At 66.3% G+C, this 16,545-nt stretch carries 15 protein-coding genes; 12 read left to right on the top strand and 3 right to left on the bottom strand.

All coding sequences use genetic code 11. From position 1 onward, the window contains the following. Positions 1-2: 2 nt before the first annotated feature. Entirely contained in the window at positions 3-944 is a 942-nt protein-coding gene (locus EPN80_RS00725) for an AEC family transporter (RefSeq protein WP_293022329.1), read from the bottom strand. Positions 945-1,046: 102 nt separating this feature from the next. On the opposite strand from EPN80_RS00725, the gene EPN80_RS00720 reads away from it, so the two are divergent. Beyond that, positions 1,047-1,913 (top strand): LysR family transcriptional regulator, encoded by an 867-nt coding sequence (locus tag EPN80_RS00720; RefSeq protein ID WP_293022327.1) that lies wholly within the window; start codon positions 1,047-1,049, stop codon positions 1,911-1,913. Positions 1,914-2,032: 119 nt separating this feature from the next. Next, complete coding sequence (gene pcp / locus EPN80_RS00715; protein ID WP_293022325.1) at positions 2,033-2,680, top strand: pyroglutamyl-peptidase I; 648 nt, start codon at positions 2,033-2,035, stop codon at positions 2,678-2,680. A 19-nt stretch (positions 2,681-2,699) separates the two neighbouring features. On the opposite strand, the gene EPN80_RS00710 is transcribed toward pcp, so the two are convergent. Together EPN80_RS00710 and EPN80_RS00705 are read right to left on the bottom strand one after the other, a co-directional pair. After that, positions 2,700-4,202: a M81 family metallopeptidase gene (locus EPN80_RS00710; protein ID WP_293022324.1), complete on the bottom strand. Its 1,503-nt coding sequence runs from the start codon at positions 4,200-4,202 to the stop codon at positions 2,700-2,702. 37 nt (positions 4,203-4,239) lie between these two features. Further along, positions 4,240-5,541: an aspartate aminotransferase family protein gene (locus EPN80_RS00705; RefSeq protein ID WP_293022419.1), complete on the bottom strand. Its 1,302-nt coding sequence runs from the start codon at positions 5,539-5,541 to the stop codon at positions 4,240-4,242. Positions 5,542-5,759: 218 nt separating this feature from the next. On the opposite strand from EPN80_RS00705, the gene EPN80_RS00700 reads away from it, so the two are divergent. From EPN80_RS00700 to ureC, 10 genes are all read left to right on the top strand, one after another. After that, positions 5,760-7,190 carry a PLP-dependent aminotransferase family protein gene (locus EPN80_RS00700; RefSeq protein ID WP_293022322.1) on the top strand — a complete coding sequence of 477 codons (1,431 nt, stop codon included), beginning with the start codon at positions 5,760-5,762 and terminating at the stop codon, positions 7,188-7,190. 220 nt (positions 7,191-7,410) lie between these two features. Further along, complete coding sequence (gene urtA / locus EPN80_RS00695) at positions 7,411-8,670, top strand: urea ABC transporter substrate-binding protein (RefSeq protein ID WP_293022320.1); 1,260 nt, start codon at positions 7,411-7,413, stop codon at positions 8,668-8,670. A gap of 55 nt (positions 8,671-8,725) precedes the next feature. Beyond that, positions 8,726-10,330 carry an urea ABC transporter permease subunit UrtB gene (gene urtB, locus EPN80_RS00690; RefSeq protein ID WP_293022318.1) on the top strand — a complete coding sequence of 535 codons (1,605 nt, stop codon included), beginning with the start codon at positions 8,726-8,728 and terminating at the stop codon, positions 10,328-10,330. Then, on the top strand, positions 10,331-11,515 hold the full coding sequence (gene urtC / locus EPN80_RS00685; protein WP_293022316.1) for an urea ABC transporter permease subunit UrtC: 1,185 nt from the start codon (positions 10,331-10,333) through the stop codon (positions 11,513-11,515). Next, a complete protein-coding gene (gene urtD, locus EPN80_RS00680) occupies positions 11,512-12,354 on the top strand; it encodes an urea ABC transporter ATP-binding protein UrtD (protein ID WP_293022314.1) in 843 nt (280 codons plus the stop codon). Before urtC ends, urtD begins: the two co-directional genes overlap by 4 nt. Positions 12,355-12,359: 5 nt before the next feature. After that, on the top strand, positions 12,360-13,061 hold the full coding sequence (gene urtE / locus EPN80_RS00675; RefSeq protein ID WP_293022312.1) for an urea ABC transporter ATP-binding subunit UrtE: 702 nt from the start codon (positions 12,360-12,362) through the stop codon (positions 13,059-13,061). Positions 13,062-13,103: 42 nt separating this feature from the next. Further along, complete coding sequence (locus EPN80_RS00670; protein ID WP_293022310.1) at positions 13,104-13,991, top strand: urease accessory protein UreD; 888 nt, start codon at positions 13,104-13,106, stop codon at positions 13,989-13,991. 163 nt (positions 13,992-14,154) lie between these two features. Further along, the gene (locus EPN80_RS00665; RefSeq protein WP_047215419.1) at positions 14,155-14,457 is read left to right on the top strand and encodes an urease subunit gamma; all 303 of its coding nucleotides are present in this window, start codon (positions 14,155-14,157) and stop codon (positions 14,455-14,457) included. 39 nt (positions 14,458-14,496) lie between these two features. Further along, positions 14,497-14,802: an urease subunit beta gene (locus EPN80_RS00660; RefSeq protein WP_293022308.1), complete on the top strand. Its 306-nt coding sequence runs from the start codon at positions 14,497-14,499 to the stop codon at positions 14,800-14,802. A gap of 1 nt (position 14,803) precedes the next feature. Next, positions 14,804-16,513 carry an urease subunit alpha gene (gene ureC / locus EPN80_RS00655; protein WP_293022306.1) on the top strand — a complete coding sequence of 570 codons (1,710 nt, stop codon included), beginning with the start codon at positions 14,804-14,806 and terminating at the stop codon, positions 16,511-16,513. Positions 16,514-16,545 lie beyond the last annotated feature (32 nt).

The raw sequence follows: 16,545 nt of genomic DNA, 5'->3' as shown, positions 1-16,545 counted from the left end.
GCCTATGGGCGCCTGATATACAGCAGCAGAATCGACAACGACACCAGCGAGCCCAGGGTCGACAGGAGAATCGTGCGCGAGGTGACGTGCGCCTCGCGCCGATAGAATTCGGCCAGCATGAACGGGCCGGTGCCGGTCGGCAGCGCGGCCAGCAGCACGGCGATTTCGACGAGTGTCAGCGGCAGCGCAAACACGCGCGCGGCAAGCCACCAGGTCAGGGCCGGCTGAAAAACCAGTTTGATGCCGGTGAGGTAAAGCGAGCTGCGCTCGCCCGGGGCGCCAGCGGGCCGCTTCTCGGCCAGGAACGCGCCCAGGCTCACCAGCGCGCACGGGCTGGCCGCGGCGCCCAGCAATTTCAGAAAGGTTTCGCCGCTTTGCGGCAGCGGCACATGCAGCGCCGAGACCGCCGCCCCCGCGATCGGCGCGACGATCAACGGATTGCGCGCCAACGCGCGCAATACTTTCCAGCCCAGCTTGTGCGGCGCCCGCTCGGTCTGCAGTCCCACCTCGATGAGCACGATCGCGCTGGCGAACAGTACGCAGGCGACCAGAATCGTGACGATGGTCGTCGGCGTCAGGCTGGCCGAGCCGAACACGATCATGCACAGCGGAAAGCCGATATAGCCGGTGTTCGGATAGGCGGCGGCAACCGCGTCGATACTCGCATCGGCCAAATGCCGGCCACCCGCCATGCGCAGCACCAGCGTGAGCACGAACACGCCCGCCAGGGCCAGCGCGAAGGCAGCGACGAATGCCGGCTGATATAGCTCGTGCCAGGTCGCGTGCGCCATGATGTCGAACAGCAGCGCCGGCAGCCCGAGCCAGATCACGAAGCGATTCAACTCCGATGCGGCGCTCGGCCCGAGCACGCCGCGCCGGCGGCACACAAAGCCGGCCAGCACCAGGCCGAACACGGGGAGCAGGATGGGAAGGGTCGAAAACACGATCGCGCGATGCCAGGGTCAACAAGTGAGGCGAGAGCTTAAAGGCTTTGATTGATATAATCCAATGCTAATTTCCGAACGCAAAAATACCTTTTTTGCATCATGCTCGATATCAAGCCACTGCGCTATTTCGTCACGCTGGCGGAAACCCGCCACTTCGGCCGGGCCGCGGCGCGCCTGAACCTGACTCAGCCGCCGCTAAGCCGGCAGCTGGCAGCGCTCGAAGCTGCGCTCGGAGTCACGCTGATCGAGCGCAGTCCGCGCAGCGTCACGCTGACCGTCGCCGGCGAGCAGTTCTACAACGACGCCCGGGCGATCCTCGCAGCGCTCGAGCAGTCCGCCAGGAACGTGCGCGCAGCCGCGCGCGGCGACGCCGGGCAGCTCAGCATCGGCTTTACCATGTGCGCGGCCTATAGCGTCGTGCCGGGTTATGCCAGGCGTTTCGGCGCGGCCTACCCGGCCGTCGCGCTGCATCTTCGCGAGGTCGTCTCGAACGATCTGGCGGCGCAGGTGGCAGCCGGGCAGATCGATGCCGCGATCATGTTTCCCGGGGCGCAAAAAAAGGGGCTGGCGATGCGCGAGATCGTCAGCGAACCGCTTTGCGTGGCACTCTCGCGCAACCATCCGCGCGCGCGTGCGCGTCAGTTGAGGATCTCCCAATTGGCGGGCGAGCCGTTCGTGCTGGCCACCGAGCAGGTCGCGCCGACACTGCGCGCGGCGATTGTCGAACACTGCCGCCAGGGCGGCTTCGAGCCAGATATCCGCTTCGAGGTGCAGTTGCAACAGACCGTGCTGAGCCTGGTCGACGAAGGCGTGGGTATCGCACTGGTGCCGGCGTCGATGCGCCGGGCCCAGCTGGCCGGCGTGGTATTCCGCCCGTTGCTCGATGCGCCGCAGATCGAGCAAGTGCTTGCATGGTCGCCGCTCAACCGCAACCCGTGCCTCGCGCATTTCCTGGCGCTCGTGTAACGCGCCGGCCCAACTCGTCTTAGAATGCGTGATGCGTCGAGCGCGCCGAGCGCTCGAAGAAGGCCCCGTTCACCCGAATCCGCGTGCCCCGCCGCGCGGTGCGCGCCCGAGGTTTGACCATGTCGACCATCCTGCTGACCGGCTTCGAGCCGTTCGAACAAGAGCCCGTGAATCCGTCCTGGGAGGCAGCGCAAGCCCTCGAAGGCGCGCAGATCGGCGGCGCCATGGTGGTCGCGCGCCAGGTACCCTGCGTGTTCGGCCGGGCACTCGAGGTGCTGGGCAGCGCCATCGCCGAGACCGATCCGGTACTGGTGGTATGCGTCGGGCAGGCTGGCGGGCGCGCGGAAATGTCGATCGAGCGGGTCGCCATCAATGTCGACGACGCGCGTATCGCCGACAACGCCGGACAACAGCCGATCGATGCGCCGATCGCCGCCGACGGGCCGGCCGCTTACTTCGCCCGTTTGCCGATCAAGGCCATCACGCATGCGCTGCGCGATGCGGGCATTCCCGCCGCGGTCTCGCAAACGGCGGGCACCTTCGTGTGCAACCACATTTTCTACGGGCTGCTGCATCACATCGCGCGGCATCGTCCGGCGCTGCGCGGCGGCTTTATCCACATTCCATATCTGCCGTCGCAGGCCGCGCGCCATCCGGGCCAGCCGAGCATGGCGCTGGACACCGTCGTCAAGGCCCTGCGCGTGGCCCTTCACACGGCGCTGAGCGTGAGCGAAGATCGTCGGGAAAGCGGCGGCCAGCTGCATTAGTGCGCCGGCGCGGCCGTTTTCAGGGCGCGTCCCAGCGCGCCTGCGCATCGAGCGGATACACCGGACGCCGCACCCGCTCAAAAGGAAACAGCGCGTAGTCGGAACTGGTCACGCCGGCGCTGTCGCACTCGACCAGCCCCCGCGCCAACGGCAGAAAAACCGGGCGGCAATACATGCGCGACTTCAGCAGCAAAAAACGCTGGCGGGCAGGGTCGATGCCGACGCTGGTAAGCACTCCCACATCCAGCGGCTCCTGGGTTCGCTCGGTCACCACGACCTGCGCCGCGCCGATGTCGAACACCGCGGTGCGGCCCATGTAGGCGCGCTGGCCCGTGTAGGTCGGGCCGGTGATCACATACTCGCCGTCGGTGATGGCGCGCACCACGCCGCTGAGCACCACCGGGGTCTTGGTCATGCCCAGTTTGGGTATCGCCCGTTTGTTGCCGAGCGCGAGCGCAACGCGCGCGCCGACGCCGGCCGCGCACAGCTCGCCGACCGCCTGCGGATCGCACAGCGGGCCCACCGCGATGCCGTCCAGCCCGTGCGCCAGGGCCGCTTGCAGTACGTCCATGGTGTCGCAGGTGCCGCCCGACATGACGTTGTCGCCGTGATCGAGCAGCAGCACCGGCCCGGGCCGCCCATCGCTTTGCGCCGCGAGTTGGGCGGCGCGCTCGATCGACGCGGCCAGCGGCTCGCTGCGATACACGAAGTCCTGCCGCTCGGCCCAGATCTGCCGCGCGATGCGCTCGGCCACCGCATCGGCCGCCGCCGCGTCGCCATTACCGACCACCACCACGCTCAGGCACGGCGCCGGGATATCGGCCAGCGAGAACCCCGCCAGAATCGACACGGCGGCCATGCCGTCGCGCTCGGCCGCCCGCGCCGCAGCCACCGCGCGCTGCATCGCGCCCTCGCCGGTGGCGCTGCGCAGGGTGTGCGTCATCAGAGGCGGGCGACGCCACGCCACCACCGGGCGCAGGCGTCCGGCCAACTGGTCGAACAACAGGCGCCCCGCATGCGCGCCGGTCTCGTACATGTCGACATGCGGGTAGGTTTTGAAACTGACGAGAATGTCGGCGTTGTCGATCATCTTCTGCGTTACGTTGCCGTGCAGGTCGAGCGCGACCGCCAGCGGCACGCCGGGCGCCGCGGCCCGCACGCGCGCCAGCAGGTCGCCCTCGCCGTCATCGCTGTTCTCGGCGACCATCGCGCCATGCAGATCCAGCAGGATGGCGTCGCAGCCACCGGCTACCGCCTCGACGATGCGCGCGCACATCGTGTCGTAGGCCTCGGCCGCCACCGGACCGCTCGGGTTGGCGGTGGCCGACAGCGGCGTGACGAGTTCCGCGCCGTGCTGTTCGGCCAGCTCGATGAACGCGCCCATCGCCGTGCGCGCGCCCCGGTTGGCGCGGTATGCGTCGTCGCCGTAGTCGGGCCCGCGCGGCCCGAATGCAGCCAGCGGTGTCGGCACGGGCGAGAACGTATTGGTCTCGTGGTTCATGCGGGCAATGACGATCTTCATGCGCGGACCTCGTGGACAGTGGCGGCCGATACCCCGCTCAGGCGGTCGTGCGGATGGCTTGCGCGACCACGTCGAACAATTGGGCGATTTGCGCCTGCTCGACGATCAGCGGCGGCGAAAACGCCAGAATATCGCCGGTATAGCGAATCAGCACGCCCTGCTCGAAGCATTTGACGAAAATCTCGTGCGCCCGCGCGCCCGGCGCACCGGCGCGCGGCTGCAGTTCGACGCCGCCGACCAGGCCCAGGTTGCGAATGTCGAGCACGCCGGGCAGGCCCTTGAGCGCGTGGATGGCATCCTCGAAATGGGGCGCCATTTGCGCGGCGCGGTTGAACAGATCCTCGCTGCGATACAGGTCGAGCGCCGCGCAGGCCGCCGCTGCGGCCAGCGGGTGGCCCGAATAGGTATAGCCGTGGAAGAATTCGATCGCCCCGGCCTGGCCGGCATTGACGATGGTGTCGTGAATCGATTGCCGGGCGGCCACCGCCCCCATCGGCACCGTCGCGTTGTTGATGCCCTTGGCCAGCGTCATCAGATCGGGCGTCACGCCGAAGTATTGAGAGGCGAATGGCGCGCCCAGCCGCCCCAGGCCGGTGATCACTTCGTCGAAAATCAGCAGGATGCCGTGCTTGTCGCAGATCTGCCGCAGCCGTTGCAGATAACCCTGCGGCGGCACCAGCACCCCGGTCGAGCCGGCCAGCGGCTCGACGATCACCGCGGCGATGGTCGAGGCGTCGTGCAGCGTCACCAGCCGCTCGAGTTCGTCGGCCAGATGCGCGCCCCATGCCGGTTGACCGCGCGTGAACGCGGCCTCGGCCAGGTTCAGGGTGTGCGGCAGGTGATCGACGGCCGGCAGCAGCGCGCCTGAATAGGTCTTGCGATTGGGTGCGATCCCGCCGACCGAAATGCCGCCGAAGCCCACCCCATGGTAGCCGCGCTCGCGGCCGATGAAGCGCGTGCGCTGGCCTTCGCCGCGCGCGCGGTGATACGCCAGCGCGATCTTCAGCGCGGTGTCGACCGACTCCGAGCCGGAGTTGGTGAAGAAAATCCGCTTCAGGTCGCCCGGCGTCAATTCGGCAAGCTTGGCGGCCGCCTCGAACGCCTTCGGATGCCCCATCTGGAAAGTCGGCGCGAAGTCCATCTCGCCGACCTGCGCCCGCACGGCCTCGACGATCTCGCGGCGGCAATGCCCCGCGTTGACGCACCACAGGCCCGCCGTGCCATCGAGCACCTGGCGGCCGTCGTGCGAGGTGTAGTACATGCCCTCGGCCTTGACCAGCAGGCGCGGCGCCCGCTTGAATTCCCGATTGGCGGTAAAGGGCATCCAGAATGCCGACATATCGAGCGGCACATCATGCAATTCCACGGCTCATCTCCTTCGATTTTCAAAGCGCGCCGCGGACCCTCGCCCGGCGCATCGAACACCATGTTAAGCATCGGCGACCAATACAGACATGTACAGTTCACCGGAAACTGCGTATTCTGTATCGGCACCATGCCATGAGTGTGCAGGCAACAGCCGATGTCCGGCCGGCCTGCGCTGCCGGAGTCCCCAACATGAGTCAACCGCTACGCCTGGCGCTCGATCGCGGCCAGCCCGCATCGCTGGTCGAACAGATCGTGCGCGAGATCGAGCGTGCGCGACACAGCGCCGTGCTGCACGGCGGCACGCGCATGCCATCGATCCGTCAGCTGGCGCAGGCACACGGCATCAGCACCTTCACGGTGGTCGAAGCCTACGACCGGCTGGTCGCCAAGGGCGTTCTGATCGCGCGGCGCGGCGCCGGCTTCTTCGTGGCCAGCGACGACCCCGTGCAGGACATGCCCAGGCCGTTGCCGCGCGCCGCCGCGCGCGAAGTCGGCAACGCCTGGCTGCTCTCGGAGGTGTTCGCCGACGATAGCATCGCGGTCAAGAGCGGCTGCGGCTGGCTGCCGGACGACTGGCTCGACGAAGACGGCCTGCAGGGCGCACTGCGGCAACTGGCCAAAGGGGCCGGCACGCGCTTTGTGCATTACGGCCACCCGCACGGATACGCGCCCCTGCGCCAGAGCATCGCGCGACGCCTGGCCGATATCGCGCTCGACGTGCATGCCGAGCAGATCGTCCTGACGCACGGCGCCACGCAAGGCCTCGACCTGATCGCACGCACGCTGCTGCACCCGGGCGACACGGTGCTGGTGGAGGAGCCCGCCTATTGCAATTTACTGGCGATCCTGCGCAGCGCCGGCCTGCACGTCGTGGGCGTGCCGCGCGACGCCGCCGGGCTCGACCTGGCCTATTTGGAGAGCGCGATCCAAACCCACCGGCCGCGCGCGCTGTTCCTCAACAGCGTGCTGCAAAACCCGCTTGGCACTTCGCTCTCGCCGGCCTGCGCGCACCGCATCCTGCAGTTTGCCGAGCAGTACGGCCTGTGGGTGGTGGACGACGACATCTACCGCGAGTTGGCGCCGGCCAACGCGCCGGCGCTGGCCGCCATGGACGGCTTGCACCGGGTCATTTACGTGGGCAGCTTCTCGAAGACCATCTCACCCTCGATCCGGGTCGGCTATGTCGCCTGCGCGCCGGCGCTGGCCGCCGAGCTCGCGCGCACCAAAATGATCGCCGGCCTGACCACCTCGGAAATCAACGAGCGCCTGGTGCATCTGGTGCTGACCGAAGGCGGTCACCGCAAGCACATCGAGCGGCTCACCGATCGACTGGCGCGGGCACGCAGCCGCCCGTGCTCTCAATTGACCGCCTGCGGCCTGAGCCTGCTGGCCAAACCCGACGGTGGCATGTTCGTGTGCGCGGCCCTCCCGGAGGGCACGCCCTCCTCGCGCGAGATCGCCGAGCACGCGCTCACGCAGGGGATCATGCTGGCGCCCGGCGAGTTCTTCGTCACGCAGTCCGAACCGTGTCACTGGTTCCGCTTCAATGCCGCCTATTCGGACGACGCGCGCCTGTACCGCTTTCTCGAGACCACACTGAGCGCGGCACACGCCTCGTGAGGGATGCGCCGTCCGGCGCCCACCCTGTCCCGCACTCCCTGCGCACGGCCCGCGCACTGCCATGACGCACGCGGCCGCGCGCCACCCCCAGCCTGCACTGATGCGATGCAAATGCGCACCGCCGCGAGGCGCGGCATGGCACTCGTCGTGGCATCGAGGGATTGGCACGACTATTGCCTGTTGAGTCTGCGTAGTCCAATCACTTACGAAGGGAAATCAAATGAAACGACGCACGCTGTTAAACATGGCGGCCATGTCGGGGGCGCTTGCCATTCCGGGTTTGTCCTCAAAAGTTTGGGCGCAGGGCAAGAAGCCGATCAAGATCGGCATTCTGCATTCCCTGTCCGGCACGATGGCGATTTCCGAAACGTCGCTCAAGGACGTGGCGCTGATGACGGTCGACGAGATCAACCGCGCCGGCGGGGTGATGGGGCACCCGATCGAGCCGGTGGTGGTGGATCCGGCATCGAACTGGCCGCTGTTCGCCGAAAAGGCGCGGCAGTTGCTGACCCAGGACAAGGTGGCCGTGGTGTTCGGCTGCTGGACCTCGGTGTCGCGCAAATCGGTGTTGCCGGTTTTCGAAGAACTCAATGGCCTGCTGTTCTACCCCGTGCAGTATGAAGGCGAGGAAATGTCGCGCAATGTGTTCTACACCGGTGCGGCGCCGAACCAGCAGGCGATTCCGGCGGTGGAATATCTGATGAGCGCCGAAGGCGGCGGCGCCAGGCGCTTCTTCCTGCTCGGCACGGACTACGTCTATCCGCGTACCACCAATCAGATCCTGCGCGGCTTCCTGCATTCGAAGGGCGTGCAGGACAAGGATATTCAGGAGGTCTATACACCGTTCGGCTACAGCGATTACCAGACGATCGTCGCCAATATCAAGCAGTTCGCCCAAGGCGGCAAGACCGCCGTGATCTCGACCATCAATGGCGACTCCAACGTGCCTTTCTACAAGGAACTCGGCAATCAGGGCCTGAAGGCGACCGACGTGCCCGTCATGGCGTTCTCGGTCGGCGAGGAAGAGTTGCGCGGCATGGACACCAAGCCGCTGGTGGGCAACCTGGCCGCGTGGAATTACTTCATGTCGCTCAGGAACAAGGAGAACACCGCATTCAAGAAAGAGTGGTTCGAGTACGTCAAGCGCAAGAATCTGCCGGGCGGCAGCAAGCGCGTGACCAACGATCCGATGGAGGCGACCTACGTCGGCATGCATATGTGGAAGCAGGCGGTAGAGAAAGCCGGCACCACCAGCGTCGACAAGGTGAGAACGGCAATGATCGGCCAGACCTTTAACGCGCCCGACGGCTTCAAGCTCATGATGGACGGCAACCACCACCTGCACAAACCCGTGATGATCGGCGAGATTCGCGCCGACGGGCAGTTCAACGTGGTGTGGGAAACCAAGACGACCATCCGCGCACAGCCGTGGAGCCCCTACATCCCGGGCAATCAGGGCAAGCCCGACACGGTGAGCTGATCGTTTTCGGCAACTTTCGGCGCCGCCGACTGCCGGCGGCGCCCAGGATTCTTCCATGTCACGCCTGATCAAAATATTCGCACTACTGATCGTCCTGTTACTGGGTCAGACCTCTGCAATGGCACTGACCGAGACCGACATCGCACCGCTGGGCGGCATGGATTTCGACGCCAAGTCTCAGGCGATCCATCACCTGGTGGACGACGGCACCGAGGCCAGCCAAACGCTGCTGAAGGCGCTGGCCGCCGGCGACGTGCTGGTCGGCGACGACAACCGGATCCTGGTCCAGGACGGCGACACCCTGCGCGATGTGCTCAGCGGCCAGCCGGTCAAGGACGACAATGCGCAACCGGTGGTGCTCAACAATGTGCTGCGCGCGCGCGTCGACGACGCCGCGGCCGCTCTGAATCTGCAATCGCTGAAGCCGGCGGTGCGCGCCAAGGCAATCCGCACCCTGTTGCAGTCGGGCAGCACCGATTTCCGCGCGCAGGTCGAACAGGCCCGCGACCGGGAGACCGACCCCGACCTGAAGCGCAAGCTCGATCAGCTATGGGCCGTGACTGCGCTGCACGATGCCGACCCGCTCAAGCGGCGCGAGGCGATCGCGATTATCGTGGCACGCGCGGATCCGCAAATGCGCGGACTGCTGCTGCCGCTGGTGGCGCGCAAGCCCGACGGCACGTTCGACGAACCCGACACGGGCGTGCGCGTCGCGGCCCAGGCCGGCCTGGCGCAACTCGAGAACGACCAACGCAAGAGCGAGCTGCTTGGCATGCTGTTCGCGGGCCTGAGCCTGGGCAGCGTGCTGCTGCTGGCGGCGCTGGGGCTGGCCATCACGTATGGCCTGCTCGGCATCATCAACATGGCGCACGGCGAATTCCTGATGATCGGCGCCTACGCCACGTACGTCGTGCAAACCCTGTTCCAGCACTACCTGCCGCACGCCTTCAATTGGTATCTGGTGGCCGCCGTCCCCGCCTCGTTCCTGGCCGCCGCGATCGTGGGGCTGATGCTCGAGCGCACCGTGCTGCGCTTTCTCTATGGCCGGCCGCTCGAGACGCTGCTGACCACCTTCGGCATCAGTCTGCTGCTCATGCAAATCGTGCGTACGCTGTTCGGCGCACAGAACGTCGATGTCGCCAACCCGTCGTGGATGAGCGGCGGGGTGAGCGTGCTGCCCAACCTGATTCTGCCTTACAACCGACTGGTCATCATCGGCTTCTCGGTGGTCGTGGTGGCACTGACCTGGGCGCTGCTGAACCTGACCCGGCTGGGCCTGTTCATCCGGGCCGTCACACAGAACCGCAACATGGCCGCCTGCGTCGGCGTGCGCACCCGGCGCGTGGACGCCTACGCGTTCGCCCTCGGCGCGGGCATCGCCGGGCTGGGTGGCTGCGCGCTGTCGCAGATCGGCAACGTCGGGCCGGATCTCGGTCAGGGCTACATCATCGACTCATTCCTCGTGGTGGTGCTGGGCGGCGTCGGCCAGTTGGCCGGCACGGTGTTCGGCGCTTTCGGACTGGGGCTGCTCAACAAGCTGCTCGAGCCGGCCTGGGGTGCGGTGCTGGCGAAAATTGCCGTGCTGGTGCTGATCGTGCTGTTCATCCAAAAGCGTCCCCAAGGACTTTTCGCTCTCAAAGGGCGCAGTGCGGAGGCTTGAATGAATTCCCCCGTTTCGTTTGACGTGCCGCCCACCGGTCTGTCGCCGCAGCGCGGGTCTGCCGCGTCCACCGTCGGCGGCGTGCCCGACCGGCCCCGGCTGCTGCCCAAATACACGGCCGCACCGCTGGCCGCGCTGGTGCTCACCGTGCTGATCGTCGTGCCGCTGTGCTCGCTGGTATTGCCGGCTTCGCACCCGCTGCACCTGTCCGCCTACACCATGACATTGATCGGCAAGATCATGTGCTACGCGATCGCCGCACTGGCGCTGGACCTGGTGTGGGGCTACTGCGGCATCCTCAGCCTGGGCCATGGACTGTTCTTCGCGCTGGGCGGCTACGCGATGGGCATGTACCTGATGCGTGCGATCGGTCGCGACGGCGTCTACCACAGCAACCTGCCGGATTTCATGGTGTTCCTCGGCTGGAAGCACCTGCCTTGGTTCTGGCATGGCACCGGCAGCTTCGCTTTCACTTTGCTGCTGATCGTACTGGTGCCCGGCGTGCTGGCGTGGCTGTTCGGCTTTTTTGCCTTTCGCTCGCGCGTCAAGGGCGTCTATCTGTCGATTACCACGCAGGCCATGACGTATGCGGCGATGCTGCTTTTCTATCGCAACGAGACCGGCTTCGGCGGCAACAACGGCTTCACCGACTTCAAGCGCCTGCTGGGTTTTTCGATCGTCGCGCCGGGCACCCGCACGGCGCTGTTCCTGGTGACCTTCCTGGTGCTGGTGCTGGCCTTGCTGGTGTGCCGCGCGCTCGTCATCTCGAAGTTCGGGCGGGTGGTCACGGCGATGCGCGACGCCGAATCGCGCGCGATGTTCCTTGGTTATCGGCCGCTGGGCTACAAGCTGTTCGTGTGGACCTTCTCGGCGGTACTGTGCGGCATTGCCGGGGCACTCTACGTGCCGCAGGTCGGCATCATCAATCCGAGCGAGATGTCGCCGGTCAACTCGATCGAAATGGCCATCTGGGTTGCCATCGGCGGGCGTGGCAGCCTGCTGGGCGCGGTGCTCGGCGCCTTCCTGGTCAATGGGGCGAAGAGCGTCTTCACGGCCTACTTCGCGGAGTATTGGCTATTTTTTCTGGGCGCCATGTTCGTGCTGGTGCCGCTGCTGCTGCCGCACGGTGTCATGGGATTGCTGCGCGGCCTGGCCAGGAAGCCCCGCACGGGAGACGAAGCATGAATCGGCTGACTCGCGACACCGAAGGCATCAGCGTGAGCGGCAGCATCACCGGACTGGATCACTTGCTGGTGCCGGGCCAGATCGATATCTCGCACGGGCTGATCCTGTACCTCGAGAATATCAGCGTGAGCTTCGACGGGTTTCGCGCGCTCAACGATCTGTCACTCTCGCTCAAGCCGGGCGAGCTGCGCTGTGTGATCGGCCCGAACGGCGCCGGCAAGACCACCATGATGGACGTCATCACCGGCAAGACGCGGCCCGACAGCGGACAGGCGTTTCTCGGCCAGACCATCGATCTGACCCGGCTCGATGAACCGGCCATCGCGCACGCCGGTGTCGGCCGCAAATTCCAGAAACCAACCGTGTTCGAGCAGCATACGGTTTGGGAAAATCTCGAACTTGCGTGCGACAACGACAAGCGCTGGTTTGCCGCCTTTCATGCCGGGCTCGATCGGCGCACGCGCGAGCGCATCGAGCAGACGTTGTCGCTGATCGATCTGGAACGGCAAGCGGGACGCCGTGCCGGCACGCTCTCGCACGGTCAGAAACAGCGGCTGGAAATCGGCATGCTGCTGATGCAGCAGCCGCAGTTGCTGCTGCTCGACGAGCCGGCCGCGGGCATGACCGACGAAGAGACGGTGCAACTGGCGAGGCTGCTGCAGACGCTGCGCGGCCAATGCTCGATGATGGTCGTGGAGCATGACATGTCGTTCGTCGCATCGCTGGCAGGCGACACCGGGCGGGTGACCGTGATGGCGCAGGGCCGGGTGCTGGCCGAGGGTACGCTCGACGCGGTGCAGCGCGACGAGCGGGTGATCGAATCTTATCTTGGACGCTAGCAATCATGCTGGAAATCAAGGGCGTCAACCAATATTACGGCGGCAGCCACATCCTCCGTGAGGTCAATCTGCAAGTGCCCGAGAAGCAGCTGACGGTGCTGCTGGGCCGCAACGGCGTGGGCAAGACGACCTTGCTCAAATGCCTGATGGGAACCGTGCCGATCCGCACCGGTGAATTTCTGTGGCAGAACCGGCCGCTGAATCATCTGGCGCCTTATGCACGCGTGACCAGCGGCCTGGCTTACGTGCCGCAGGGGCGCGAGATTTTCCCGCGCCTGACGGTCGAGGAGAACCTGCTGATCGGCGCGGCCAGCTTGCCGGCAGCCGAAGCGGCCAAGGGCGTGCCCGAGCACATCTATGCGCTGTTCCCGGTGTTGCGTGACATGCGCGCGCGGCGCGGCGGCGATCTCTCGGGCGGGCAGCAGCAACAATTGGCGATCGGCCGAGCCTTGATGAGCAAACCACGGGTGCTGATTCTGGACGAGCCGACCGAAGGCATCCAGCCTTCCATCATCAAGCAGATCGGCGTGACGCTGCGCCAACTGGTCGACGAGTTCGGCTTGACGGTGCTGCTGGTCGAGCAATACTACGATTTCGCCCGCGCGCTGGCCGATCATTACGGCGTCATGAGTCGCGGCACCATCGTCGCCAGCGGGCTGGGCGTCGACATGGAGCAGCACGGCGTGCGGGAGCTGGTCGCCGTGTGAGCGTGCTACATTCGGCGCATCGCGCGCGCAACTATTTCCTCGATGCACAACGATCTTCCTGAATCGCCGGCCGGCCCGAGCGCCGCCGAGCCATTTGCCGGCCCAGGCTGGCGCGCCCATCTCCAGCTCGACTACGAGCGCCGCGACGCCGGCACGGTGTTGGCGCGGCGACATCACAGCGGGCCGCTGGTGGTGCAAAAGGCGCTGTATCCGGAAGGCCCCGGCATATGCCACACCGTGATCGTGCACCCGCCGGGGGGAATTGCCGGCGGCGACGACCTGCGGCTGGACATCGGGCTCGGCGCCGGCACGCACGCGGTGTTCGCCACGCCGGGCGCGACCAAGTGGTACAAGGCGCCGCATGCCGGCGCGCGCCAGACGATTCAATTAACGCTGGGGGCACAGGCCCGGCTCGACTGGCTGCCGCTGGAGAATATCGTGTTCGATGCCGCTCGCGCCGAGCAGCGGATCGATGTCACGCTGGATACCGGCGCCACCGCGATCGGCTGGGACGCGATACTGCTGGGCCGCCAGGCCTCGGGCGAGCGCTGGACATCGGGGCAGTGGCGCTCGCTGATGCGCCTGCACGATGCGCGGGGCGAACTGCAGTGGGTTGAGCAGACCGTGCTGGATGCGGCCGACACGCTGCGCATGGCGCCGGCCGGCCTGGACGGCTTTGCGGTGTTCGCCACCCTGTGGGCCGTGGGACCCGCCTGCACCGCCGAGCTTGCCGAGACCATGGCGCCGGCCCTGCCGTATGGCCCCGAACTGCGTGCGGGCGCGACCTGCCTGCCGGGCAACCTGTTGTTGTTGCGCGTGCTCGGACGCAGCATGGAGCCCGTGCGGCAATTGCTGATCGAGCAATGGCTGCGCTTGCGGCCGCTGGTGCATGGCACGCCGGGCGTGCCGCTGCGGCTGTGGGCGACCTAGCACCATGGTGGAGCATCGCGCCCGGAATCGGTGCATGCCTCCTTGCGGTGCATGGCACGGCACCTGAACAAGCCGGCCGACGGCGCATCCGCGCTGGTACGCTTCGTGCATGATCCGAGATCAGGCGCGCGCCTGGCGAAATCCTCAACACCACGACGAACCGATGAAACTGACCCCCCGCGAAAAAGACAAGCTGCTGATCTTTACCGCCGCGCTGCTCGCCGAGCGCCGCCGCGCGCGCGGCCTCAAGCTCAATTACCCGGAAGCGGTCGCCTTTATCACCGCCGCGCTGATGGAGGCCGCCCGTGACGGCCGCACGGTAGCCGACCTGATGCATTACGGCACCACCTTGCTCGGCCGCGACGATGTGATGGACGGCGTGCCGGAGATGATCCCGGATATTCAGGTCGAGGCGACCTTCCCCGACGGCACGAAGCTGGTCACCGTGCATCACCCGATCCCCTAGGCGGCGTCCCCGCAACGGCATGCAGAAAAAGGAAGACACATGATCCCGGGAGAACTCATTGCCGCCGACGGCGAGCTCGAGCTCAATGTCGGCCGCGCGACCCTCGCCATCACGGTGGCCAACACCGGCGACCGGCCGGTGCAGGTCGGTTCGCATTTTCATTTTGCCGAAGTCAACGATGCACTGCACTTCGACCGCGCGGCCGCCCGCGGCTTTCGCCTGAATATCGCCGCGGGCACCGCCGTGCGCTTCGAGCCGGGCCAGGAACGCACCGTGGAGTTGGTCGAGCTCGCGGGCGAGCGCGTCGTGTTCGGCTTTAACGCTCAAGTGATGGGGAGACTCTGAGATGACTGTGCGCATGACGCGCCGCGCCTACGCGGAGATGTTCGGCCCGACCACGGGCGACCGGCTGCGCCTGGCCGACACCGAACTGTTCATCGAAATCGAGTGCGATCACACGATTTACGGCGAGGAAGTGAAGTTTGGCGGCGGCAAGGTAATTCGCGACGGCATGGGCCAATCGCAACGCACCCACGCCGAGGTGGCAGACACGGTGATCACCAATGCGGTGATCGTCGACCATTGGGGTATCGTCAAGGCCGACATCGGTCTGAAGGCGGGCCGTATCTGGGCGATCGGCAAGGCCGGCAATCCGGACATTCAGCCCGGCGTGACGATCCCGCTGGGCGCGGCCACCGAAGTGATCGCCGGAGAAGGCATGATCGTGACCGCCGGCGGCATCGATTCGCACATCCATTTCATTTGCCCGCAGCAAATCGAGGAGGCCCTGGCCTCGGGCGTGACCTCCATGCTCGGCGGCGGCACCGGCCCGGCGACCGGCACCAACGCGACCACCTGCACGCCCGGGCCGTGGCATATGGAACGCATGCTGCAGGCTGCGGACGGCTGGCCGATCAATCTTGGGTTTCTCGGCAAGGGCAACGCCAGCCAGGGCGCGCCGTTGCTCGAGCAGATCGAGGCCGGTGCGATCGGCCTGAAGCTGCATGAAGACTGGGGCTCCACGCCGGCGGCGATCGACACCTGCCTGACGGTGGCCGAGGCCACCGATACGCAGGTCGCCATTCATACCGATACGCTCAACGAGGGCGGCTTCGTGGAAGCCACCGTGGCGGCCATCAAGGGTCGCACCATACACACCTACCATACCGAAGGGGCCGGCGGCGGTCACGCACCCGACATCCTGAAGGTGTGCGGCGAACCGAACGTGCTGCCGTCGTCGACCAATCCGACGCGGCCCTATACGGTGAACACGCTCGACGAGCACCTCGACATGCTGATGGTGTGCCACCACCTCGATCCGTCGATCGCCGAGGATATTGCATTCGCGGAATCGCGCATTCGGCGCGAAACCATCGCCGCCGAGGATATCCTGCACGACCTGGGTGCGCTGTCGATGATCTCGTCCGACTCGCAGGCCATGGGGCGGGTCGGCGAAGTGGTGATGCGCACCTGGCAGACCGCGCACAAGATGAAGGTGCAGCGCGGCGTGCTCGGCGGCCCGCAGGCCGCGCCCGCGGACAACTTCCGCGTCAAGCGCTACATCGCCAAGTACACGATCAACCCGGCCATCACGCATGGCATGGCGCATGAAATCGGGTCGATCGAAGTCGGCAAATGGGCCGATCTGGTGCTGTGGGAGCCGGCGTTCTTCGGCGTCAAGCCGAGCCTGGTGCTCAAGGGCGGCATGATCTCGATGGCGCTCATGGGCGATCCGAACGCATCGATCCCGACGCCGCAACCGGTGCACTACCGCGAGATGTTCGGCAGCCGCGCGGGTGCGCTGGCCCGCACGTCGCTGACCTTCGTCTCGCAGTCCGCGTTCGATGCCGACATTGCCGGCCGCTATGGCCTGAGCAAGCGAATCGTGCCGGTGCATGGCATTCGCGGCGTGCGCAAGGCACAGATGATCCACAATGATTGGCTGCCCGCCATCAGCGTCGATCCGGAAACCTACCAGGTGATCGCCAATGGCGAGCTGCTCACGTGCGAGCCGGCCACGGTATTGCCGATGGCACAGCGCTACTTTCTCTTTTGAATGTGAATGACCTTATGACCGATCTCGAGCCG

The sequence above is a fragment of the Pandoraea sp. genome (assembly GCF_004297875.1).
In the GTDB taxonomy this organism is placed as follows: Bacteria; Pseudomonadota; Gammaproteobacteria; order Burkholderiales; family Burkholderiaceae; genus Pandoraea.
This window is presented reverse-complemented; position numbering and strand designations above follow the sequence as displayed.